Below are 23,956 nucleotides of genomic sequence, written 5' to 3' on the forward strand. Positions count from 1 at the left end.
TAGACTTATAACCTTTAAGGACTAAATAGTTAGAGCGATGTTTAAAGGCCACCACCCCGTGACTAAATGATTATACAGAAAACTTCAAAATAGCTAATTAGCCTTATTATCATTCTATTTTTATACAACTTTAGCACTTTTTAATAGTAACCCAACTTAGCTAGCTGCTATGCAAATACTCAGATTGATATTAAGCTGAAATTACGGTAAAATTGGTATTATAAGAATCCTTTCTACTGGTTATTTTTATTGATTTAACCTCGGCAGAAAAGGATTTTTTTTACTTATTCATTAATAATCCAGCTACTAATTGAGGCAAGGAAATATATAATTCTTACAAGGATATTGGAAGGGGGACTTAAATATGACGGAACCATACTATATTACTGAGTCTAAAAGAATGTGTAAAGCGTCCGGAATGGATCCGAATGAGGTATCGAGGCCAAAGAACTTTTTGAGCGAAGTGGAGTTTGCCGAGAAAAGAAAATCATATAGTGAAATTCTATCAATTGTGAGTTTTTTCTCGAATAAGCTACTGAACTCCTTAAAGGGCACGCCGATACTCGTTGTTGTTTCGGATGCAAACGGTTATCTTCTTGAAATTGAAGGAGATGAAACTATAAAGTCTACCATCGAACAATTTGGGATCAGACTAAGCAGCCTGTTCACCCAGGAAGATACAGGCACGAGTGTCGTCAGTCTTTCATTGCAACAAAAACACCCAATCAGTCTAATTGGCGAACAACATTATCATACGTTTCTTCATAATATTGCGTGTTATGGGGCTGCATTTCACTATACTGATGACAATAACCTACTTGGTAGTGTGTCCATCATGATGCCCATCGCATTTCAAAACCCGCTTTTTCTTACGATGTTAACCCAGGCGGTTGATTCGATTGAAAGGGAACTTTTATTAAGAAAACAAAATAAAAAACTTAATATTATGAATCAAATCATGTTAAGCAGAACAAGAAATGGGATTGTTATTACAGATGAGTTCGGAATCACTACTGAGTTTAATGATTTTGCCCAAAAAATATCGAATAACAGCAGAGAATCGGTTATTGGAAGAAACATTTATGAATCTTCAATAACGGGAGACTATTTTAAAGCAGTATTGGAACAGGGAAAAATAATCGAAAACGAAGAAATCAAATTTAAAGATAACGCGGGTAACCAGGTTGTCTGCCTGTTCGATGCCCAGCCCATTTATGAAGATGATAAAATGATTGGTGCCTTCGGCCAGTTCAGGGATATTTCAGACCGTTACCGACTGCAGGAAAAATTTAACTACTTAGCCTATCATGATGATTTAACAAACCTACCAAACAGACGATATATTAATAAGGAACTAGCAATCATCATACAGGGACTAAAAGCAGGCCAAAATCGGACGATGGCTCTTTTGTACATGGATCTGGACCGCTTTAAAGTCATTAACGATAACTTTGGTCATTCATATGGGGATGAACTCATTACCAAGGTAAGCGAGCGTTTATGTGGTTGTCTTGGGGAACAGGATGTACTTGCCCGAATGGGTGGGGATGAATTTATCTTCCTGCTTACAGATTTCAGTAGTCCTGATTATCCGACGAAAAAGGCCGAAGAGATACTCAATTTGTTTCATGAACCTTTTCAAGTCGGCAAGAAAGAGTTGCATACGACAGCGAGTATCGGAGTTGCGATTTATCCCGCCTATCCCGTTTCAATGGAGAGGTTCATGGTATACGCAGATAATGCGATGTATCAGGCAAAATCACGGGGTAAAAATCGTTATGTCGTACATACCTCTGAATTACTAGAAGATATGATGGACGAATATAGTCTCGAGATTGATTTAAGGAAAGCACTTGATAATAATGAATTTGTACTTCATTATCAGCCGCAAATTCATAACCAGACCGGTAAATTGATTGGGTTTGAAGCGTTAATTCGCTGGCAGCATCCAAGGCTAGGTCTGCTCCCTCCTGGGAAATTCATCAAACTGGCTGAAGAAAATGGATTGATCACCCAAATTGGAGAGTGGGTCATCAATGAGGCATGTTCCCAAAACAAAAAATGGCAGGATGCTGGAATGGTACCTGTAAAAGTTTCAGTTAACCTATCTACACAGCAATTTCTTACTAGAAATCTCATTACATTTGTGGAGGAAGTTCTGGAACGTACAGCACTCGACCCGCACTATTTCGTAGTCGAGATCACCGAATATATGGCGATGGAGTACGAATACTCTATTCTCGTATTGAATAAGCTGAAATCGCTCGGCATCGGCATTAGTATTGATGATTTTGGAACGGGCTATAGCTCGCTGAACTATCTTAAAAACTTCCCGATTGATTATATTAAGATCGACAAATCCTTCATTAGTGAATTAATGAACGATCCGAATGATGCCATTATTGTAAACGCCATTATCACGTTAGCACACAACCTTCATAAGGAAGTGATTGCAGAAGGTGTTGAAACAAAGGAACAGCTCGACTTCCTGACAAATCACCAATGTGATATAGCGCAAGGCTATTTCTTCAGCAAGCCACTTCCAATTAAGGAGATTGAGGAAATTTATTTAGTACAATAAGGATAATAGGGGGAGCAAACAGCATGACAACGACTGCATCCGTATTAGTAGCAAATTTCAAATATTGGGGTATTAATCACATTTTCGGCATTCCGGGAAAGGCAATTTCCCCCATATTATTCGAGATATTAGCACATGATCTGGAATTTGTATTAAGTAAACACGAAGCAGCTGCTGGGTTCGAAGCTTCCGGCTATGCCTTAATGAATCAGAAGATCGGGGTTGCAGTTGGTACGTCTGGACCTGGCGGGACCAACCTACTAACAGCTGCTGGTCAGGCGAAAGCCTCCAATCTCCCTCTATTAATTATCACAGGGCACCCTTCACTGAAAGATACTGGAAAAGCAATGGGACAAGACTCCAGCATATTCGGTACTGATCTTGTGGATATGTTCAAATCTGTCACCAAGTTCAGTGCACGGGTAGAACGCGGTGATATGCTACAGCCGTTCCTGCAGCATGCCCTTGAAAAAGCATTATCAGGTGTAAAAGGACCTGTGCACCTGTCCATTCCGTTTGATATTTTATTGCAAGAGATCGAACCATTCCAATTGGAATTTCCAGTTTCCAATGAAATGATTTCACTCAAAACCGATGATGTAATCGAAACACTGAATGCGGCCAAGCGTCCCCTCCTATTTCTGGGAAAAGGCGTTCATTCCAGCAAAGCCTACGAAGAAGTGCAGCATCTTGCTGAGCATTGGAACATTCCTGTCATTACCACACCAGGTGGAAAAGGTACATTTCCATCCAATCATAAGCTCTCTTTAGGAGCATTCGGTTTGGGCGGTACCGTGGAAGCAGCAGAATTCTTTAATGAGCAGGTTGATCTACTTATTATCATCGGATCAAGATTAAGTGACATGTCGATCGCTGGCTTATCCGAAGCGATGTATCCGGAGCATATCATCCACTTTGATTATGACCCAACCTTTATCGGGAAATCAATTCAAGTACCAACTACTCCTGTGCTTGGCGACATAAAATCTAATCTAACAGCGATTTTAAAGGATATACCGGAAACAAACAGCGAAGCATTTTTATCACCAATTGAATTGAGCCCACTTCAGGATAATCAGCCAGGTGAGCGCATGTCCGCAGTTCAAGTATTACGGGCGATGCGAAATACGCTTCCAGATGACGCGATTATTTTTGGAGATGATGGAAGCCATTCATTCTACGGCATTAAATACTTTGATATTTACAAACCCGGGACTTTCTTCTTTGATGATATATTCGGTGCAATGGGCAACGGAATCGGCTATTCCATCGGTGCAAAACTATCAGCCCCCGAAAAAACAATTATTTGTTTAGTTGGTGACGGATGTATGTTCATGCACGGTACGGAACTTTCGACAGCGTACAATTATAACTCCCCTGTCCTGTTCATCGTTTTGAATAATGGACGATTAGACATGGTGGAAAAAGGAATGCAAAAAATGATTGGCACGTCCATCGGTGGTATTTATGAAACTCCACTCGACGTAGCTAAATTTGCCGAATCAATGGGATTAACAGCAACTACATGCCATACCCCTTATGATTTAACCGACGCTATAAAAGAAGCGTTACATATGATTAAAGAAACCAACAAACCGATTGTAATTGAAGCATTAGTTCTTGAAAATGAAATTCCACCAACAATGGGGAGGCAATAATATGGAAAATAACAAGCGGTATGAGTACGGTTTACATGCAATGGAGGAATTATTCTCGCAAGAAGTACGGACGGGCATGGAAGGCATAAAAAAAATCTCACCTGACTTTTGGGAGATGATTGTGTCCTTCGGCTTTGGTGATCTTTACTCTAGAAAAATTCTTACCCTTAAAGAACGGGAATTCATAACACTCACTTCACTCATCACACAGGGAGCTTTTGAGCAATTTAAAGTTCACCTGCAAGCAGCCTTAAACGTCGGCCTCACAAAAGATGAAATTATCGAAATCATCATCCAGTGTGCCGGATATGTCGGTTTCCCTAAAGCCGTTCAGGCAATGGGTATCGCTGGTGAGATTTTCGCTAAGAATGAATAGATTAACGTAGGAAAACTGTGCTTGACGACAAAACAAATAGTTTACACATTTTATTTAACATAAAAAGACCAGACATTCGCCGATTTGTCTGATCTTCCTTCTATTTTTATATAATTGTAGTGTAGTGAATAGGTACCTGAAATTAATAAAATAGAAGTTGAAACAATTAGCCTTAGTGTAAGGGCCTTTTGAATAAACTTCTATCCTGAATTATTATTTTTATTTTAATCGTTCTACTACATCATCTAGTAATAAGTTTGCTGCTTTAATACCACCTGCTGTGTTCCAAATTGTTTCATTTACTTCAAATACTTGATTTGTTTTTGAGACATTTAAGCTTTTAAATACTGGATTTTCCAACCATTGGTTAGCCTTTTCATATACATCTGCTTCCGTAACCCAGTAAAACAGTATATCTCCATCCATCGTTTCCATTGCCTCTTCGGAAACAGTTTCCATAAAATTATCTACATCCTGAGATTCTGGGCGACCCACACCCATTTGTTCAAGTAGTACCCCACTAAATGTGTCCTTCTGGTATATGCGGACATCTTTAGCAGAGAATCTTACGACGGATACTTTAATTTCTTCCTTATCGCCTAATGTTTCTTTTGCCTCAGCAACACGATCATCGAATGCTTTCATGACCAGCTCACCTTCAGCTTTTTTATTTAATGTGTCTGCATACAATTCAAAGTTGATCTTCCACTGACCTGATAAATCTTCAGAAAACACAGTTGGTGCAATTTTACTTAGTTGTTCGTATGCTTCTTCATGCCTTACTTTATTGCCAATAATTAAGTCTGGGTCTAATTCAAGAATGGCTTCAAAATTAGGCTCGTTTTCAAAACCAAGCTCCTGGACACCAGTCATCTCGTCTTTAATATGATCATACCAAGGTTCTCCAGTCCATGACCTCACAGCACCAACTGGTTTAATTCCTAATGCTAGTAATGCTTCTGTTCCTTCATTCGTTAAGATTACAACACGTTGCGGTGTCCCCTTTACTTCTGTAACACCCATTGCATGCTGAATCTCTCGAACTTCTTCAACTTCTTCAGCTTCTACAGTTTCTACATCAGCACTTACCGCTGAAGTATCCTTGGCACTATCCGTATTATTCTCCTTAGCTCCACAACCACTAAGTACGAGCATGATTATGGCTAAAATCGAGAATATAAAAATCCTCTTTTCAAATTTACTCTTTATTTCTTTTAGCAAATTGATAACCTCCCTATAAATATAATTGATAATGATAATCAATCTCATTTATAATACTATCAATTTGCCCTTTACTTATCTATAGACAAATTTGCCCTATGGATATAGACAAGTTTGTCCTCACAAATAACGTGCCTGAAAATACTTCACACATTCATTTATAATGTATCTCCTACCAGATGGTCCCCACGGATCCCAAGCAAAACTCTCTGGTATGTATATATGGTTTTTCTTAACGGCTTGTAATTCAAGCCATAATGGATTTTCAAATAAATCATTTAGTGACTCTTGCTCACTCCAAAGAATAATTATTCTTTCGAGATTAAGCTCAACCATTTCATCTACTGAATAATTTCTACAACTCGAATAGTTTAACCTGTCATCACATTGGAATCCCAAACCTTCATAAATTAAATCACTTATGGGATGGCCCGTCACACCATGGATCAGTATACGATCCTTCAAGATGCGCATAATTGTCCATTTACCATTTCTCGTTATTTTATTTAATTTATCTTTGGCCATCTGCTCCACTTTACCAATATCGTTTATAACATTTTCCGCTAGTACTTCTCTCCCCACTACTTTCGCAATAAACCTTTGATAATCTTTCCAGTTAAGAAATCTATCAAAATGGATAATTTTCGTATCTGTATGAATAAGAACTTCATTATTATTATCGTTATTATTCCTATCATTTAGTTTCAGTAGATAATGGGGCTCCAATGTCAATCCATCTTTTAAATCTAATGGAATCTCAGCATTTAATCTTTTTGTCCCTTGCAATTGATTCTCCAAGTATATAGGAAATCCAGTTTCAGTTGGACATTCTGTTGGAAAACAAGGAGCTGCCACAGGTTTAATACCAAGAGCAAGTAAGTGATCTTGTAGAAAAAGATCACTAAAAATAGCAATTCTAGGTTCATACTTCTTGCGGTAAATACTAGGTGATATGCCTTCCGAATTTTTAAATAAACGACTAAAATATAACTCGTCTGCAATTCCAACAGTGCGTGCAACATCTTTAATCGAATAACTGGATGTTTTTAGCATATCTTTTGCTTGTGCTACTCGTAAGTTGCGTAAGTATCCACTTGGCGTTAATCCAGTTTCACGTTTAAAAGCACGGCAAAAGGAACTCTGTGTCATAAATGCTAAACGAGCAAGATCACTTATCGTTAAATGTTCTTCAGAATGCTTAATCATATAATCAATTGTGAGCTTAATTGGGGAATTTTTATTCTTTTCTTGTATTGCTTTGTTTTTAGAAATCACATACAGCAATTCGTAAAGCAATGCCTGTTTCCTTAACCATGATATGTATGGGTCATCACTAACTTTTTCACTAATTTTTTCTAACAAAGATATCACTCTTGCTTGTGCGATAATTTGTAAGCTTATCATGTTAAAAGAGCTGGTTTCATCTAGGTTAGATGCAGGTATATTCCTATACTTCAAATAATAAAAGTGGATTTCGTTCATTATCGTAACGCCTATTTCTATTGTTGCGTTAGAATCCAGAAAAATGCTAGTACCTGGTTCAATATGATGTTTTACCCCGTTAATGCTGACTATCGCGCTACCGCGCGTAATATAAAATAATCCATTCGTTTGTACAGTTATCTTCTTTAATGCAAATCCAATTTTAAATGTATGTTTCTTGCATGACACAAAAGATAATGCATGATCATATGTCGTTTTCAAAACCCAGCTCCCCCTTATCTCCGCTGTGTAAGTAATTCATTTTAAAAAGACTATCAGTCAATAATCGATTAGCAATACCTTTTTTCGGAACTTCCACTCTACTAGTTTACCTTTGCATACATCATCATTATCCCATAAACTATCATTTGTCAGCAAAACAACCGTATAAGCGCATGAGTACTATGCAGGAATTCATAAGGAACCATTTATTCGATTAGCTCATTAAGATGTCACATGGATGTTTCTATGATTGTCTTTCTTCAAGCAACAAAAAACGTTTATACCAAACCGGTTGTATATACATCACTGAAATAAGCGCTTTCACCGCCAAGTATGATTCTTACTATCCAGCGTTCAATACTTTCCTTTTCCTATTTCCATTTCCACAACGTTTTCTTGGCTACATTGACATTGATTTCCGGGTAGATAGTCAGCTTGTTTCTACGGGTTATTATTTTGAAAAACAGTTTTGATTTCCCTCTTCCGTAATTAGACAATAAAAATAACACGCTTCATTCAATAACTGAATGAAACGTGTTTTGTTGGCTATATATGTTGAATAAATGAATACGGCGTATGCGCATTACGAGGGCTTTTGGAAGGCCACTGAAAAAGCCCTCGTACTTGGAACGGTTTAGAATTCCCACTAATACCGCTTCGGCGCTTTGTGGATGCCTCCCGCGATAAGCCAGAAAGAAGATCGCTTTCAGTCTTATCGCTCCGGCTACCACGAAGTCGCGCCTTCACTAGATGGTCTATGTGAGAAAGAGCATTTCATTATCTGTGATGAAATCTGCAACCTGGAGTACATCTTTCTTGAATATAAATAGTATCAACAGTAATCACCTTATAATCTCAGCATATACATCTCAAAATTACATTTCTCTCGATAATGAACACCCTAGCGCAGGCGCGGCAAAGGGGTCGCCGAAGCCGTAAGACTGGATGCGAAGCAGCTAATCCTGACTTACGGAGAAAGGTATCCCTAAAAGCGCCTAGCGTTCTACAATCCACACCCCGAATTAAGAAGCCACTGAAAGTGTTGTATTTGTATTCCCAGAAAGCAAAACTATAATTAAACTCCAGAATTAATAATCTTCATTAGTCAACCTAACCGATATAAACACTTTCACATGTTCCAGCTACTGGTTCATAAAAACAATGTTCTTTAAACTGACCAGTAAAAGGTTGACCGTACCAAGTTGGAGGGCATGGACCAGACGGATTAAAATACCAAAGGGCATATTTCCCTGGGTGGTCTCTCCAGTAATCCAATGTCTGTCTTGCTAATCTCTTTTCAACAGGTCTCGCTCTTTCATAAAATAAATTACCTTTTTGAACAGCCTCAAAAGAATAATTTCCTCCTTGCACATGAAAAATGACATCATCAATTGATCTTAAATCTGTAAAGTCCAAGCAATCTGCCACGAGACGATTAACAATTACATTGCCAACGTATAGCATTCCTTGTTTACCTTCACCTTCAGCTTCCGCTCTCATCATCCTTGCCAGTAAGTCGATGTCTGAATCTCGGTATTTCACTCTTGGCATTTTTTCACCCCAAAATATAGTATGAATAAAAGCATACAATGATGTCAGTGTTTATAAATTAAGAATGGTTAAATTGACCAACATTATAAATATGGAATTTCAGTGAATTGCCGAAATAGTATCATGCACAGCATACCTACAGTTAATAGCGAAAGGTTCCTGAGCATAGTTGATTTATGTCAATGTAATAGTACAAAAAAACTCAAAAAAAAGGCAACCAAATATTGTTATGGTTGCCTTTCACTTTATGCATGGGTGCCTAAATTTCCATATAATTATCGAGAACCTTTTGTATATCCAATTCTTCAAAAGTGGAAATTTGCGGTTTAGCTAAAAGTAACAAATCATTTATTATTTCTTCGATCTTTTCGATCTCCAACATAACTACATCAAAGTTTTTAGTTGGTGCCTCCTGTTTGCCTAATTGCGTGTACCCTTTAATAGTTGTTAATGAATTTCGTATTTCATGGGCAATACTTGCCGCAAGTTGTCCAACAACATAATGTTGGTCTGTACTTTGTATCATATCTTTAATCTTTGTTCTCTCCGATAAATCCCTAATTTCCACGATGTTATTCATTTGTTTTCATCCCCTTTATAATGTTTATCACACATTTTAAAAAGGAGATTGTTGTGGCGGTTTCCCGGGAGGAGCATGTGCCCATTTAACCATTGCAACCTCATTCAAATGTATCCACGTTCCCCCGCCTGAAGATTTTAGCGTGAATACATCAACGATTCCATAAAAACTCAAATCACTTTGTCCGCCCATTTCTAAAGTTAAGGAGGCTGTAGGCGAAGGTGCTCCTATAATGATAGGTGGCGGTAGACTCCCCTCCTCTTGGCTTGATTTAGTTGAATGATTAGGATTATCAACATCTTTCTTTTCTAACACGTCAGTTTTAGAATTAATAATTGGTTCAATCAAACCATTCCCCTGTTCATGCACTTTTACTTTCTTACCAATCGACTGCTCATTCACATAATTTTCCACTAAAATAGAATCTACTTCTAGGTAAACCTCGTCATTCATACTACTTTCACTCTTATTATCCAAGCCGATGTCACTATGTTTCTCTAGTTCACTAGTACCAACTTGTTTACTCAATACATCTGTCTCAATTTCAGGCGCTAAAGGCGTAATAGGTTCCTGTTTCGGCACTTGCCTAACATCACGACTACACTCTTTTAACTTAGTGAAGATATTTACATTCCCACTACTGATTTTTTTATCTTCCTCAAAGATTTCAAGAGGAAGTTCTATAACTTTAGGAACGGTATCCACTGTTTCAACAGGTTCAATAACCTCATCTTCAGAAACATCGATTGTAGATTTCAGAGTTTCATTAACAAATTCCCCTGTGGTTTCTACGATCGTTTGAACAGAAGAAGTTGTTTTCTCAACTGTTTCATTTATATCCTTAACGACCGGGGTGACGACAGGAACAGTTGGTAATCCATATACGACCGAATTCACTGTGTCATTGACCACATTTGTTACTTCAGAGGTTGTTTTCCCCACAGTATCGGTAACTGTCTTATTTAGTAAATCCCCTGTATTCTTCATTTCAGAAGTAACAGAATTTTCTTCTGTTTTTTGCATACCATTCACTGTTTCTTGAAGAACTGTATCAATAGACTCCGTTTTATCTTTCAATACATTATCTACCTTCTTTACGTTGCCAAACAAAGTGATTCGTGATCTTCCAACATCTTCACTAATGGAAGCATTCGGATTTTCACCATGAACTATAGTAGGTTCGATTAGGAATAAACTGAAGCAAGTCACACATAAAAGGAATATCTTCTTCAATTGATTCACCTCCCACCTTGTTAATTATTAGAAGTATTATAACATTCACCCATTTTTAGTGCTAGGTATTAATTCATTTTGAATACGAAGGTGGGTTATCTCAATGATGGAAGTGAATATTATTGCGCGGTGTCCACTAGAGATGCGCAGCAGTAAATAGATGTGAAGTAACGACAAACAAATCAAACGCCTGAATAAACATACAAAAAAACCAAACAGTCGTGACCTGTTTGGTCTTCATTCTATTACTATACAATTGAAGTAAGTTATTAGAGTAATTTTATATCTGAATTAACGCACCATTTTTAAAAATAAGTCTGAAGTATTTTCAAAACTGGCACCTTTCATATTTTACTTAAACAAGTCTGGATAAATTTCTTTTGCTAATAGTTCCATTCCATCGATCGTGTTATAACCATAGCCAAACATATAATTGTAATCCACTACATAAATCTGCTTATTTTTGATGGCCTTCATACTTGATAATTTCGGGTTTGCATAGATCCCTTCTTTCACTTTTTCAAGGTCTGCGTCATCCCATTCCGGTAAGATTAATACATCTGGATCAGCCTCAATAAGCGTTTCAATACTTACATCAGCAGTATCCTCCTTGAATATGTTATCTAGCTTGACCATATTAAAGGCATCGTTGAAGAATGTTTCATCGCCTGCTGGATAGACATAAATCTCATTTGGATCATTTGTATGCAAATAAGCAAATGTTTTATGGTCTTGAATACTTTCTAATTTTGATGTAATCGATGTTTGTTTGTCTTTAAGCTCTTTTATAAAGCTGTCCGCTTTGTCTTGGACACTAAAAATGTTACCGATGTTTTCAATATCTTTATAAATAGAATCATATGTTCCGCCTGTAACAGATGACTCTATTACGTACGTTTTAATATCCATATCATTGAGTGTATCTACTGTACCTACACCCCAATCCGCATTATCAAACAAGCCGCCTCGACCAAAAACTAAATCTGGATTGGTTCCTAATGTCACCTCTTTGCCGACATATTCATCACTTAGAATAGTTAATTTCAAGTATTCTTCCTCTACTGATTTGTCAGGAGCTCCGAAGTTTGCCCCTACCCCAACGATTTTATCGCCTAAGCCTAAATGCAATAATAATTCCGCTGCCGGACGCGTATTTGCCATGATTCTTTCAGGTGCTGCATCAAATACTTGGTCTTTCTTATCCCAAGTTGTTCCGCCTTCCGCTTTCGTATAGTTTTGAATCGTTAACGGGTAATGCCCTTTCGCTTCGGCTTCCTTTGAAGTACCCTTACTCGAATCTCCACAAGCCGTTAATGTTAGAAGTGCAGCTAAACCGATACCAAGCAATAATTTTCTTTTCATGGTGCTCCTCCTATATGCCATATGCAAAACCTAATCCATTTGTAACAGGATTGGTATATGTTTGACATTTAATTTGATATAATGCTTCAACTGTAGTTGGCGTTAAAACCTCTTCTGGGGTTCCATGTGCATAGATTTCTCCATCTTTTATGGCATACAAGTAGTCGCAGTAATGTGCTGCCATTTCTAAATCATGGAGAGCTGCTAATACACCAATGTTCAAATTTTTAACACATGATAAAATTTCAAGCTGATAGCGTATATCTAAGTGGTTTGTCGGTTCATCTAACACCATGATTTTTGGCTGTTGCGCAATGGTTCTCGCTAAAATAACCCTTTGCTTTTCTCCACCAGACAACGATAAGAAACCACGCTGTTTGTAATCGAGTAAATTTGTGGTTTTCAAAGCTTCCTCCACAATCACATAATCTTCTTGTTTGTCTGACTCCAACATTCTTTTATGTGGTGTTCTGCCTAACATCACCATTTGTTGAACGGACAAATCAAAACTCATTTCATTAAATTGCCCCACTACACCTAATCGCTGTGAAATTTTTTTCTCTGAACTTTTCAGTACATCAACATCATCTAAAAAAACCATTCCTTTTTGAGGAACAAGACTCTTATAGATAGCCTTTAACAGCGTTGATTTTCCACAACCATTTGGTCCAATCAGCCCTACAAATTGTTGTTTTTTCACAAGGATTGAAATGTTTTTCACAATCTCTTTTTTCCCGATAGTAATATCTATTCCCTTTGCAATCAATTCCATTTTCTACCCTCCAAAGTTGTAGCCTCTTTTTACAATCATGTAGATAAATAATGGAGATCCAATAACAGAGGTAATGATTCCGATGGGCAATTCAACATTATGTATTAACGTTCGTGACAAAATATCGGCCCAAATCATGAAAAGTCCTCCTAAAAGCAGCGTTCCAAGCATTAAACGCTTATGATCTGCTCCGAAAATCCCCCTAGTGATATGCGGAATAATTAAACCAACAAAGCCAATCATTCCTGAATAGGCGACCATTGTTCCCGTAACAAGAGCAGTGATGATCATATAAAGTTTTCGGAATGCACTTAAGTTAATGCCTAGTGTAATAGCAGATTCGTCACCTAGAAGCATCGTGTTTAACACGCGATGTTGGAAAAGAAATAGGGCTGATCCAAGCAGAACAACAATGGCTAAAATCGGTGTTTTATCCCAACTTGCTGAAGCTAGACTTCCCATTGACCAAAAAGTAACGGTCTTAATCCCTTCTGCATTATTGGCAAAATAGATAATTAAGCTAGCGAACGAGCTACACAATGCACCGATTACAACCCCTGATAAAACGAGTTTCACAGATGTTGCTTTACCGCCGATGCTCGATAAAATAAGTACTGCCATTGATGTTATCATCGCACCAACAAAGGCTCCGAATGCCACGCCAAACTGCGACAAAAATGCGCTACTGCCAAATCCAACGAGAATTGCAAAAGTTGCACCTAATGATGCGCCCGATGAAATACCAAGTATGTATGGGTCAGCAAGTGGATTTTGCACGACTGCTTGCATAACCGTTCCACATAAAGCAAGCCCTATGCCGATAAGCAGTGCGAAAATAACACGTGGCATCCTCACCTGTAAAATAATATTTAAATAGGATTCGCTTTGGACATGATCGAGTGATCCAAGCCTTCCATTTGTTAATGCATGCAATAATATATCCATAGCCTGCGTGAAAGGAATATTAACTTGTCCAATTGATACTGAAAAGACAGCCGATAGCAAAATGATGCCTACGAGAAGAAAAATAAATACATAATAACTTTTGCCCATCCCAATCTTGCTTAGATCCTTTTTCTTCAATATTTCACCTCCGTTACAATCACCCGCTTAACTGATAACGATTATCATTATCAACTGCTTCTGTATTGTAGAACATATTCAAAAGAAAAACAACAACAATTTTATTGAATAACTTGTTAGTCTGATTGTTTCGTTGGAGACTTGCCAGTTAGTTGGACGCTTTACTGGATTGGTTGGGGACTCTTCGGGGTTGGTTGCACACTTCGATTGGTTTGTTGGAGGCTTCCCCGTTCGTTGGACACTTTCTTGGATTGGTTGGAGGCTCTTCGAGGTTTGTTGGACACTTCGATTGGTTCGTTGGAGGCTTTCCCGTTCGTTGGACACTTTCCGGGATTGGTTGCAGACTTGTTGGGATTGGTTGGAAACTTTCCGGGGTTGGTTGGAAACTTTCCGGGGTTGGTTGGAGACTTCGATTGGTTTGTTGGAGGCTTCCTCGTTCGTTGGACTCTTTCCTGAATTGATTGGACACTTCGTTTGGTTCGTTGGAGACTTTCCCGTTCGTTGGACACTTTCCGGGATTGGTTGCAGACTCTTCCAACTTGGTTGGACGCTTTCCATGATTTGTTGATAGCCAAGTTGAAGGGTAACTGAGAATGGCTGCATTCCGTCAACTCAACGCTCCGAATAAAAAAAAAGAGGGATGCAACCATTTGTAGATATGGTTGCATCCCTCTTTTACTTTATGGAAATTTTGTGCCTGTGTTTCAAGAAAAAACAAGAAATCACTTAATACTACTGGATATAAACATTGAGGCATCTTGATTCATAAAAATACGATTTCCATGATGAAATGTCTTAATTTCAATTGATTTAAATCCAACTTCGGATAATCTATTTTTCAGTTCATCATGCGAAAAACCGTTATGAACTTTCGGATGATATATTTCATCGTTTTTGTCAAAATCAATAATAATTAGCTTGCCATCATCATTTAAAATGTTGAACAATCCTTGTAGAATATTTTTAGTATCCGGAATATGAAGAAGGACTAATGACATTAAAACGATGTCTGCCTTAAGTTCAGTAGTTTCTTGCGTGAAATCTGAATAAAGTACTTTTGAGTTGAGGATTCCTTTGTGAGAAATTTTAGCTTTCGCAACCTCCAACATTTGTTTTGATGAATCTACCAGCAAAATAGAATCTACTAAATCTGATAATTCTAAACTAACTAGACCAGTACCACTTCCATAGTCTATTAAAGATTTCGATTTACTATTTCGTAATTCTGGTCTTACTTCCTTAACTAGTATTTTAGCTAATTCAATTCTTTCCTCTGTGTCGTATCTTTTTGCCATCTGTTCAAAAACGTTATTTTCCATATTCCGCTCCCCTATTTAGTACATAATTTAAGCTACATATTCGTCATTATAACAAACATCAAAATCTAAAGGGACAATTCCCCCTTTCAATGCTCTGAATCATGTTGAAGTAAATACCTAGTCCATACCTTATATATTAGATTACATAAATTCAATTCCTACTAACTAAAGAATCCTCTATTGTGAAAAACACTATATTCCATATCGTTTGAGGTTTTAGTTTTTGGGGAATGCAATTGAATGTAGCGTTTTGATGGTTCGTGAAAAAAATAGGGAGGAATTTATTATGGGCAAGAAAAAAGTAGCAGTCATTACAGGTTCAGGTCAAGGTATAGGGAAAGCGTTAGCTGAACGTTTAGCGAATGAAGAATTTTCAATTGTGTTAAGCGATGTTAACGAACAAATTCTAACTGAAACCGAAAAAGAATTTAAAAATAATGGATTTGAAGTTACATCGTTCGTTGGTAACGTAGCCAATCCCGACGATCAAGAAGCACTTGTTCAACATGCGGTTAATACGTTCGGCAGCGTTGATGTATTTATTAACAATGCAGGTGTAGAAGGACAAGTTGCACCGCTTACTCATGTTGATCCGAAAGCGGTTGATTTTACGCTTGACGTTAATGTTAAAGGGACGATTTATGGCATTAAAGCGGCAGCAAATCAGATGAAGAAACAAGGGACTGGCGGTAAAATCATTAACGCTTGTTCGATTGCTGGTCAAGAAGGATTCGAAATGTTAGGTGTTTATTCAGCAAGTAAATTTGCGGTTAAAGGGTTAACACAAGTTGCCGCAAAAGAACTTGCGAAAGATAAAATCACCGTCAATTCTTATTGCCCTGGGATTGTTGGGACAGGTATGTGGGATAGGCTAGATGAAAAAATGATGGAACACATGGGAACGAAAAAAGGAGAAGCGTTTGCGAAATTCACTGAAGGAATTGCACTTGGTCGTTCACAAACTCCTGAAGATGTAGCTAATCTTGTCTCATTCTTGGCTTCATCAAACGCTGATTACATCACTGGGCAAAACATCTTATCAGATGGTGGTATGGTGTTCAATTAATTCACTATCTCAAGAGATATCGTATAAATATGAAGATATCCCCATTTTTTAAAAGCCTAATTTCTCATTTAACATCGAGAAATTAGGCTTTTATGATCCTCAAAATAGTGTAAGGTTTCCCCATATTTGTGTGGATGCCTGTGCACCAAAAAAACAATAGAGATTAGATTATCAGGCACCCGAAACTTTCAGTATTACCGCATTTTTTCATCAAGCTGGACGCAGTTTATCCACAGCTTAGCGATGTAATTTTTTGATCTTTGATTGTGAAATGAAATTTAATAGCTGTAGGACTCCCTGGAAAGTTGCCGGAAGCTTGGGTAGTAACAATGGTCTGTCCGCCTTCTTCAACTGCTGAGATTAATTCTAGAGTAAAGTCATATTCTTTACTGGATGCTTCGTTCCATTTCTTGATTGCTGCAAGACCGTGGTAATCTTTCCCTTCGTCGTGTACAACAGCATCCTCAGTAAAACAGTCTGCCAGTAGACTATTTTCATGACTATTTGCTGCCTGGAAGTAAGTTTCGATGGATTGAGGTAATTTTGTAATCATAATCATTCTCCTTTGTATTTGAGGCTATTTTTAGATCGTGCGAATAATGCCGCCGTCAATGATATGCTCGCTGCCAATAATATAGGAAGCGCGGTCAGATACCAAAAAGGCAACAAGTTCCGCTACTTCTTCCGGGCGTGCGGTACGTCCAATTGGAATACCACCGAGGGAATCCATCAGAGCTTGCCGTGCACCATCATAATCAGTGCCGGAGTTTTGCGCTATTTTCTTGATAAGCCCCTGTGCGCCTTTTGTTTCCGTAAAACCTGGTGCGACAGTATTTACACGTATTCCTTTTGGTGCAAGTTCGGTTGCCAATCCCTTGCTATAGTTTGTCAGTGCTGCCTTGGCTGCCGAATATGCCATGGTATTATCACCGGGAAGTAGCCGCTGAATAGATGTGATATGAACGATAACACCATGGTTCTGTTTGAGCATTAACGGCAGAAATCCTCGGTCCAACCTAATCGCCGCAAATAAATTGGTTTCGAATGCATGCTGCCAATCAGCATCGCTTTGTGCAAGAACTCCACCTGATGGGGCAGAGGATCCCCCGACATTGTTGACAAGAATATCCACACCACCAAAATGTTCTATTACATGATTAATAATCGTTGTCGTTCCCTCCGCTGTGCTAATATCCGCCTCGATGAATAAATCTGAACCTTTCAGCTCATCAGGTGTCTGGCGTGCAGTCGTTATAACCGTTGCCCCAGCATGAGTTAGACGTTCCACAATCGCTTCACCAATACCTCCTTTTGTCCCGCCTGTGACTAGAACGCGCTTGTTGTCCAGCTCCTTCGTATTGAAGACGATATTAGTTGAAATCCCCATTCTCTAATCCCCTTGTTTTCATTATTTTTAAGGTTGCTAACCCTATTTCGATTATAGCGAGCATAACCTGACTACATCACGTCAAGTTATGATTCTTTATTTTTATAGTTGCCAAGTATCTCTTCTGCTCGATTTCGAATCTTATCGCAGATATTCTGAGGCGATAAGACCTCAACATCAGCACCATAGGAAAGGAGATAGCCAATCAACCACTTGCTTTCAGGCAACGAGGCTGCAATAGTAAAAGAACCGTCTTGATTTTTCGTGATTTCTTTTTCACTAAACTCATCAAATACCCTGTAGGCTCCTTGAGAAGAAATCTTCAATTGCACATTTATCCACTGCTGTGCCCCCTTCTCTTGAGTGTCTTCAACTAGCTCTTCTGATGCTCTTTCTATGAATTGATCCGGTGTCATCTGAACCTTTAACATACGTGAAATTTTAAAGGTTCTATATGCATTCTGAGATAAACAGTACCCTCGCAAATACCATGCATTCACTTTGAAGACAAGCTTTACAGGTTCAACCTTTCGATTGCTTTTTTCTCCGGATGCATTAAAATAGTCAAATTCAATTATTTGGCGGTTAAGGATGGCATTCTTGAGGATAGTAAATTCACATGCTTGATTTTTATCGCTGCCCCAAGAAGAAAAGTCTACTTCAATCCAATTGGCCTTGTTTTTATTAAACAGACTGCTTAATTTTGAAAGCACTCTGTCGGTCTCCGGATTTTGTGTTGTGGTTAGGCTTTGCAATGCGTATAATATTTCATTTTGTTCATTTTCTGAAAGAACCATTTTGTTAAGGACATATCCATCTAGCAGTGAAATGCCACCGCCTTTTCCTTGACGCGCATAGATGGGTATTCCCGCTGAAGACAGCGTATCAATATCCCGGTAAATCGTTCGTACAGATACCTCAAATCGTTCTGCCAGTTCTTTAGCTGTTATATTTTTTTTACTAAGCAAAATATATATAATTTCAAAAAGCCTACTTATCTGCATACACTCACCTCAACAATAGTATAAAGCGTATAACTCGACAACAGTATGTCATGTTATACGCTTCTTTATAATTTTCTCGCTATATTTAAGCTGTAAACGTAATGATAGTGGTGCCTGTGTGATGTGAGATAATAAGCGGATACAATGAAAAAGACAATAAATATCCTAAATCGATTGGTTTTTTATTTCTTCATAAACGTCCAATAACAGGTTCACTTGTTAGGTGCAAAATAGTAAATCTCAACAATAATCACGTTACTTTCATCATTAAATCAACATTTAAGTTCACGTAAAAACGGCTTGGGTTTTTCACTGAATTCCTTCATACACAGATACCTGAAATTAATTAAGATCCAGTACTGTTAGCTGCTAATTTAGTAAAAAGCCCGAAAACCTGACACTTTTAAAGTATCCGGTTTCCAGGCCTTTTGTATTTTCAAAACAGGTACCTATAATTAATTTCAACATCTTACATGCTTGCGTTTAAAACCAAGCTTGCCTCTATCGACTTCTTTTTGAATGCTCTCGGAAGCATTTAGGAAACTGTTTTTTTTCTTGTCCCGCTTGATTTCTACTATTCCAATTGCCTTTGCGGTCTCAATTGCCTTTTCATGGAGCGGCAAATAGGAAATCCCCACGGTGTATAGAAAATTATTCATAGCGGATTTCGTTCGTTCTGGTGAATCATGAATCGTATTTTCCACAATTTCAAGCATACTAGAAATCTTGACCTCTGAAAATTCAACGTCCAGTCGATTCCCTAGGAGCCAACAGTAGCAACTCCAGCCCGCCGACATTCTCAACTCTTCACCACTTGCGATCCATTTATCAGCAACTTCTTGTGCGATATCTGACTCTGATAAAGTTACAGCCACTACATAATCAGACAGCATATAAAAATACGCCGCATCGATCCAACGATCATAATCCGCCTCCGTCATGGCATTTGGTTCGGCAATAATACCTGCAAAGTACATTGCATCATAGTTCCCTGTGGCATAAAGCTCTTCAGCTAAAGGCTGATTTATTTTAATTTTCTTAACGATTGGTTTCATAGCTCCTGTAGCTGCGCCAAAAAGCGGCTCATGCGCACCATTGGACATGTACATTTTCTTCATTCGTTCCTTGCCAAGGGCTTCAAGCTCCTGCATAACCATCTCTACATTCATCGTTTAACACTTCCTTCTCTTTGGAGTATGCCCATCACATATATCACCATTATCTTATATCCACCTGCAGTTTGACAGCAAAACACAAATCTATCATTCCCCTCAAATCGTTCAGCAATGTGTTTTGCAACATACTTTTCATCCTTATCGCCAGCTGTAGATTCCATACGCTTCATTCAATGGTACCGCATTAATTATACAAAGCTGCGCTGTCAGGGGGTGCAACATGCGCCATCGACTCAGCAACGATAATTTCTGCATCGTCAATTGCCACTTTTATATATGAGATTTTTTCGGGATGACTGTTACTAGAGGATATATTAAGCCAAACAAAATGAATTAGTACAAAATGAAATATTCCACAGCTTGTCTGAATATAATTTAGTCGGGGGTGTTGTTTTGGATTATTTGAATCAAGTTAAACGTGGCAGTATTTGGCGCCTCCATCCGAATGGTAAACAGATAAATTCCAAATAGTTTTATACAATTTGTATGATAACTAGAACTAATTAATAATATGGTAGTTATATGATGGTTTGGAAAATAATGAAGAAAGGAGGAAACTAATTAATATAATCGAAATGCTGCAAATAACAAAAAATAAAATATACAGTTCAAAACGAGGGATAATAGGATGATTAGATATGGAGAATTAGACTCTTTAAGAGGAGTAGCAGCACTTATTGTACTAATTGGACATTATTTGATGATATTTCCTGCCTATGAGAGTTACAGGTATGAACTAAATAGTCCTTTCATAGTCTATTTGGTTAAGGAAACCCCTCTTCGCATGTTCTTCAGTAGCGGCAATGAATCTGTCATTTTATTTTTTGTATTGAGTGGCTTTGTTTTGTATGTATCAATAAATAATTCCAAGTTCCATTATCCCACATATATAATTAAACGAATTTGTAGAATTTATATACCGTATCTCGTAGCCATCATAATTGCTATTTTAGCTAAAATGCTTATAAGTCATAATAACCTACCATTTATTAGTAACTGGTTTAGTAAATCCTGGACAGTATCAGATTCGCCAGCCATATTAGTACGCCATCTTTTTTTTATCGGGCAGTACAATACAGACATCTATAACAACGTTATATGGTCTCTTGTTCATGAAATGAGAATCTCAATAGTATTTCCATTCTTAATACTCCCTTTTATCGGGAAAAATCTCAAAAAATCCTTAGTATATTTAATTGCATTATGTTTTTCTTCTGTTTTGGGATTATATTTGCTTGGCTCAGGTGTAAAACTAACTAGTATTTTTTTAAGTTTTCACTACGTAACTATCTTTTTAATAGGCGCTTTACTAGCAAAATATCGCCATATACTCATTACGTTTACTTTGAAAATTAAAAAACCAATGAAATTTATACTTCTATCATTAGCGATTACTTGTTTTATGTATGAAGGATTGATTGGTGAAATAAATTTTTTAAATAACTATATATTTAGAAACTATGTAGTTTCTTTCGGCGTCTGTATCTTATTTATAATGAGTGTTTCTTCGGAAACTTTTGGTTCATTATTGAAGCATAGAATACTCATACTTCTCGGAAAAATTTCATATAGTCTTTATTTGTATCATCTAATCTCCTTATACTCATTCATCTATCTCTTTTATGATAAATTATCTATCACCGTAATTTTGATGCTTTCTTTTATATGTTCTTTCCTATTGTCTTCATTGTCTTATCTATTTGTAGAAAAACCATGCATAAGTCTTGGGCGGTATTTAACTAAGAGAGCTAAGAAAGTGGATTTAGCAATACCAGCGGATCATCCACTAACAAGATAGATAAATGTGAAGGAGTGTAAATTCTCCTACTAACTCAAAAAAGAGGTAATAATGATGAATGAAAAAGTAGAGATAAAAGATTTAGTTCTTATTTTAAAGAAACGATTCTTAATCATAATACTTATTGCAATTTGTACAGCTGGTCTCATTATTGCTTCGACTCTATTTCTAATGAAACCTGCTTATCAATACTCTACTCAGGTTCTGGCAGGATCTTTAAGTATGGATAGTAAGGAAACCTCGATAAATAAAGTGCAAGAAAACAGGCAGCTCGCACTTTCCTATATGGATGCTATTAAAAGCCCTCAAATCATGATGGGCGTAAAAAAAGAGTTAAAGCTAACTCGTTCAAATTATGAGTTACTAAAGCAAGTTTCCGTTACCAATAGAGATAGTTCACAAATCATTACTATTTCCGTCAAAGATTCTAACCCAAAGTTAGCTAAAGCCATTGCACTGTCTGTCGCAAATCAGTCAATAACTAAGTTTAAAGACTTTGCAAACGTAAACCAAATTACTATTCTAATCGATCCTAATGTCATTGAAGAATCTGAGCTTCTTTTTCCAAAACCTAAATTCGTTATAGCCATTTCAATCGTGTTAGGTTTTTTTACCGGAATAGCATTGGCGCTTATCCGGGAACATTTTGATGATACAGCCTTTAGTGATCGTGAACTTGACCGACTTGGTCTTCCTTTGTTAGGCAGAGTGAACTTAAACACCCATAGAAATAAAAAAACACGCAAAACACGTTTTAACACCTTAAACTCAGCGAAACGCGGTGAATACTTTGACTATTATATTTAAGAGGAAACATTCATTTAAGCCAAAGAATATCAAAATTAAAGAGCAGTTTTATACCATTTGTAACAATATTGAATCTAACCTTACCAAGGTCAATCCAACATTATTAATGGTCACTTCACTTACACAAACAAAAAGCATAGTGAATGCTACAGCCTATTTAGCCCTTGCATTTTCAGAACAAGGAAAACGCGTGTTAGTAGTAGATGGTAATCTTCGTGAACCTTCGCTGCATAATTTGTTTATGATTGATAACTCATCTGGTCTAACATCCTTACTTTTAGGTGAACAGCTCCAGCATAGTGATAATACGATATTGATAACTGACTATCTATTCTGTTTACCAACAGGTGAAGTCCTTTATGAGCCATCGACCTTGTTATCCAAAGAGACCCTTCCTATCCTCGCTAAGGAGTGGAAACAGCATTTTGATATCATCCTATTCCACACATCCAACAGTCAAAATACACCTGATGCACAAATCGCGGCAAAATATTGTGATGGTATTGTTTTAGTGATTAAAGAAGGTAAAGACAAGTTAGAAAAGATTGTAAGTGTAAAAAAACAATTTGAACGTGCAAAATATGGAATAACCGGTACGGTACTAATTAATTAAAAAGGAAGCGAACCATTGAGTTCAAAGTTTAAGGTTAATATACAAGAAGAATTACTAACAAGACCACAATCGATCTCAGCCTATTACGCTTTTAAACGTTCTATGGATATTATCACATCATTATTTTTATTACTTCTCTTATCTCCCATTTTGGCTATATTTTGTATTCTAATCCCTATTTTCTCAACCGGTAATCCCTTCTTTTTTCAACAACGCCTGGGTCAAAACGGAAAAACATTTACAGTAGTAAAATTACGATCTATGTGTTTAGATGCCGAAAAAAATGGCCCTCAGTGGGCAAATAAAGAAGATCCTAGAGTTACAAAAGTCGGCGTTTTTATACGAAGAACCCGCATTGACGAAATACCTCAACTTCTTATGGTTTTAAAAGGGGATATGTCACTGATTGGTCCTAGACCGGAAAGAGAATATTTCTATAAAAAAATTGATAAGTTCCTCCCTACCTTTAAAAACCGCTTACTTGAAAAACCTGGATTAACCGGGTGGGCACAAGTGAATGGCGGATACGATTTAACCCCTGAAGAGAAGTTGACTCTCGATTTATATTATAGTCAGCATAAATCGCTTGCTATGGATATCAAGATTTTGTTACTAACATTGTTAATTGTCTTTACTGGAAATGGTGCTAGATAAAAGATGAAATGG

Annotated in this window: 22 protein-coding genes; 8 read left to right on the forward strand and 14 right to left on the reverse strand. The window is 37.4% G+C overall.

The genetic code is table 11. From position 1 onward, the window contains the following. Nucleotides 1-364: 364 nt before the first annotated feature. Genes MKX62_RS03615 through MKX62_RS03625 form a run of 3 tightly spaced genes read left to right on the forward strand, consistent with a single transcriptional unit; the run spans nt 365 to nt 4,615 of the window. Nucleotides 365-2,581 carry an EAL domain-containing protein gene (locus MKX62_RS03615; RefSeq protein ID WP_340740749.1) on the forward strand — a complete coding sequence of 739 codons (2,217 nt, stop codon included), beginning with the start codon at nt 365-367 and terminating at the stop codon, nt 2,579-2,581. A 23-nt stretch (nt 2,582-2,604) separates the two neighbouring features. Further along, nucleotides 2,605-4,239, forward strand: coding sequence for a thiamine pyrophosphate-binding protein (locus MKX62_RS03620; protein ID WP_340740750.1), 1,635 nt, complete (start codon nt 2,605-2,607; stop codon nt 4,237-4,239). A gap of 1 nt (nt 4,240) precedes the next feature. Next, nucleotides 4,241-4,615 (forward strand): carboxymuconolactone decarboxylase family protein, encoded by a 375-nt coding sequence (locus MKX62_RS03625; protein WP_187045753.1) that lies wholly within the window; start codon nt 4,241-4,243, stop codon nt 4,613-4,615. A gap of 219 nt (nt 4,616-4,834) precedes the next feature. On the opposite strand, the gene MKX62_RS03630 is transcribed toward MKX62_RS03625, so the two are convergent. The 9 genes from MKX62_RS03630 to MKX62_RS03670 all read right to left on the reverse strand — a co-directional run bounded on the left by MKX62_RS03630 (nt 4,835) and on the right by MKX62_RS03670 (nt 15,440). Further along, nucleotides 4,835-5,770, reverse strand: a complete 936-nt coding sequence (locus MKX62_RS03630) for an ABC transporter substrate-binding protein (RefSeq protein WP_340742539.1) — start codon at nt 5,768-5,770, stop codon at nt 4,835-4,837. Nucleotides 5,771-5,956: 186 nt separating this feature from the next. Further along, nucleotides 5,957-7,540: a helix-turn-helix domain-containing protein gene (locus MKX62_RS03635; protein ID WP_340740751.1), complete on the reverse strand. Its 1,584-nt coding sequence runs from the start codon at nt 7,538-7,540 to the stop codon at nt 5,957-5,959. 1,110 nt (nt 7,541-8,650) lie between these two features. Then, complete coding sequence (locus tag MKX62_RS03640) at nt 8,651-9,091, reverse strand: cell wall hydrolase (RefSeq protein ID WP_067212729.1); 441 nt, start codon at nt 9,089-9,091, stop codon at nt 8,651-8,653. Nucleotides 9,092-9,350: 259 nt separating this feature from the next. Next, nucleotides 9,351-9,671: a histidine kinase dimerization/phospho-acceptor domain-containing protein gene (locus MKX62_RS03645; RefSeq protein ID WP_340740752.1), complete on the reverse strand. Its 321-nt coding sequence runs from the start codon at nt 9,669-9,671 to the stop codon at nt 9,351-9,353. 36 nt (nt 9,672-9,707) lie between these two features. After that, nucleotides 9,708-10,904: a hypothetical protein gene (locus tag MKX62_RS03650; RefSeq protein WP_340740753.1), complete on the reverse strand. Its 1,197-nt coding sequence runs from the start codon at nt 10,902-10,904 to the stop codon at nt 9,708-9,710. A 351-nt stretch (nt 10,905-11,255) separates the two neighbouring features. After that, nucleotides 11,256-12,266 carry an ABC transporter substrate-binding protein gene (locus MKX62_RS03655; RefSeq protein WP_340740754.1) on the reverse strand — a complete coding sequence of 337 codons (1,011 nt, stop codon included), beginning with the start codon at nt 12,264-12,266 and terminating at the stop codon, nt 11,256-11,258. Between the two features lie 10 nt (nt 12,267-12,276). Further along, entirely contained in the window at nt 12,277-13,038 is a 762-nt protein-coding gene (locus MKX62_RS03660) for an ABC transporter ATP-binding protein (RefSeq protein WP_067212740.1), read from the reverse strand. A 3-nt stretch (nt 13,039-13,041) separates the two neighbouring features. Next, on the reverse strand, nt 13,042-14,091 hold the full coding sequence (locus MKX62_RS03665) for a FecCD family ABC transporter permease (RefSeq protein WP_187047982.1): 1,050 nt from the start codon (nt 14,089-14,091) through the stop codon (nt 13,042-13,044). A gap of 752 nt (nt 14,092-14,843) precedes the next feature. Beyond that, nucleotides 14,844-15,440, reverse strand: coding sequence for a class I SAM-dependent DNA methyltransferase (locus MKX62_RS03670; protein WP_340740755.1), 597 nt, complete (start codon nt 15,438-15,440; stop codon nt 14,844-14,846). Nucleotides 15,441-15,726: 286 nt separating this feature from the next. Here MKX62_RS03670 and MKX62_RS03675 point away from each other — a divergent pair, with 286 nt between their 5' ends. Beyond that, a complete protein-coding gene (locus MKX62_RS03675; RefSeq protein WP_340740756.1) occupies nt 15,727-16,506 on the forward strand; it encodes an acetoin reductase in 780 nt (259 codons plus the stop codon). Between the two features lie 226 nt (nt 16,507-16,732). On the opposite strand, the gene MKX62_RS03680 is transcribed toward MKX62_RS03675, so the two are convergent. From MKX62_RS03680 to MKX62_RS03700, 5 genes are all read right to left on the reverse strand, one after another. Further along, a complete protein-coding gene (locus MKX62_RS03680) occupies nt 16,733-17,059 on the reverse strand; it encodes a nuclear transport factor 2 family protein (RefSeq protein WP_340740757.1) in 327 nt (108 codons plus the stop codon). 30 nt (nt 17,060-17,089) lie between these two features. Then, complete coding sequence (locus MKX62_RS03685) at nt 17,090-17,893, reverse strand: SDR family oxidoreductase (protein ID WP_340740758.1); 804 nt, start codon at nt 17,891-17,893, stop codon at nt 17,090-17,092. An 86-nt stretch (nt 17,894-17,979) separates the two neighbouring features. Next, entirely contained in the window at nt 17,980-18,897 is a 918-nt protein-coding gene (locus MKX62_RS03690) for a helix-turn-helix transcriptional regulator (RefSeq protein ID WP_340740759.1), read from the reverse strand. Between the two features lie 461 nt (nt 18,898-19,358). After that, nucleotides 19,359-20,066 carry a DNA alkylation repair protein gene (locus MKX62_RS03695; protein ID WP_340740760.1) on the reverse strand — a complete coding sequence of 236 codons (708 nt, stop codon included), beginning with the start codon at nt 20,064-20,066 and terminating at the stop codon, nt 19,359-19,361. Next, nucleotides 20,063-20,242: a hypothetical protein gene (locus MKX62_RS03700; protein WP_340740761.1), complete on the reverse strand. Its 180-nt coding sequence runs from the start codon at nt 20,240-20,242 to the stop codon at nt 20,063-20,065. Before MKX62_RS03700 ends, MKX62_RS03695 begins: the two co-directional genes overlap by 4 nt. A 458-nt stretch (nt 20,243-20,700) precedes the next feature. On the opposite strand from MKX62_RS03700, the gene MKX62_RS03705 reads away from it, so the two are divergent. From MKX62_RS03705 to MKX62_RS03720, 4 genes are all read left to right on the forward strand, one after another. Next, nucleotides 20,701-21,870 carry an acyltransferase family protein gene (locus MKX62_RS03705; RefSeq protein WP_340740762.1) on the forward strand — a complete coding sequence of 390 codons (1,170 nt, stop codon included), beginning with the start codon at nt 20,701-20,703 and terminating at the stop codon, nt 21,868-21,870. A gap of 54 nt (nt 21,871-21,924) precedes the next feature. After that, nucleotides 21,925-22,677 (forward strand): YveK family protein, encoded by a 753-nt coding sequence (locus MKX62_RS03710; protein WP_340740763.1) that lies wholly within the window; start codon nt 21,925-21,927, stop codon nt 22,675-22,677. Beyond that, on the forward strand, nt 22,652-23,290 hold the full coding sequence (locus MKX62_RS03715) for a CpsD/CapB family tyrosine-protein kinase (RefSeq protein ID WP_340740764.1): 639 nt from the start codon (nt 22,652-22,654) through the stop codon (nt 23,288-23,290). The genes MKX62_RS03710 and MKX62_RS03715 overlap by 26 nt, the downstream gene beginning before the upstream one ends. A gap of 102 nt (nt 23,291-23,392) precedes the next feature. Further along, complete coding sequence (locus tag MKX62_RS03720) at nt 23,393-23,944, forward strand: sugar transferase (protein ID WP_340742540.1); 552 nt, start codon at nt 23,393-23,395, stop codon at nt 23,942-23,944. Nucleotides 23,945-23,956 lie beyond the last annotated feature (12 nt).

The sequence above is a fragment of the Sporosarcina sp. FSL K6-5500 genome (assembly GCF_038005665.1).
GTDB classification, from domain to species: domain Bacteria; phylum Bacillota; class Bacilli; order Bacillales_A; family Planococcaceae; genus Sporosarcina; species Sporosarcina psychrophila.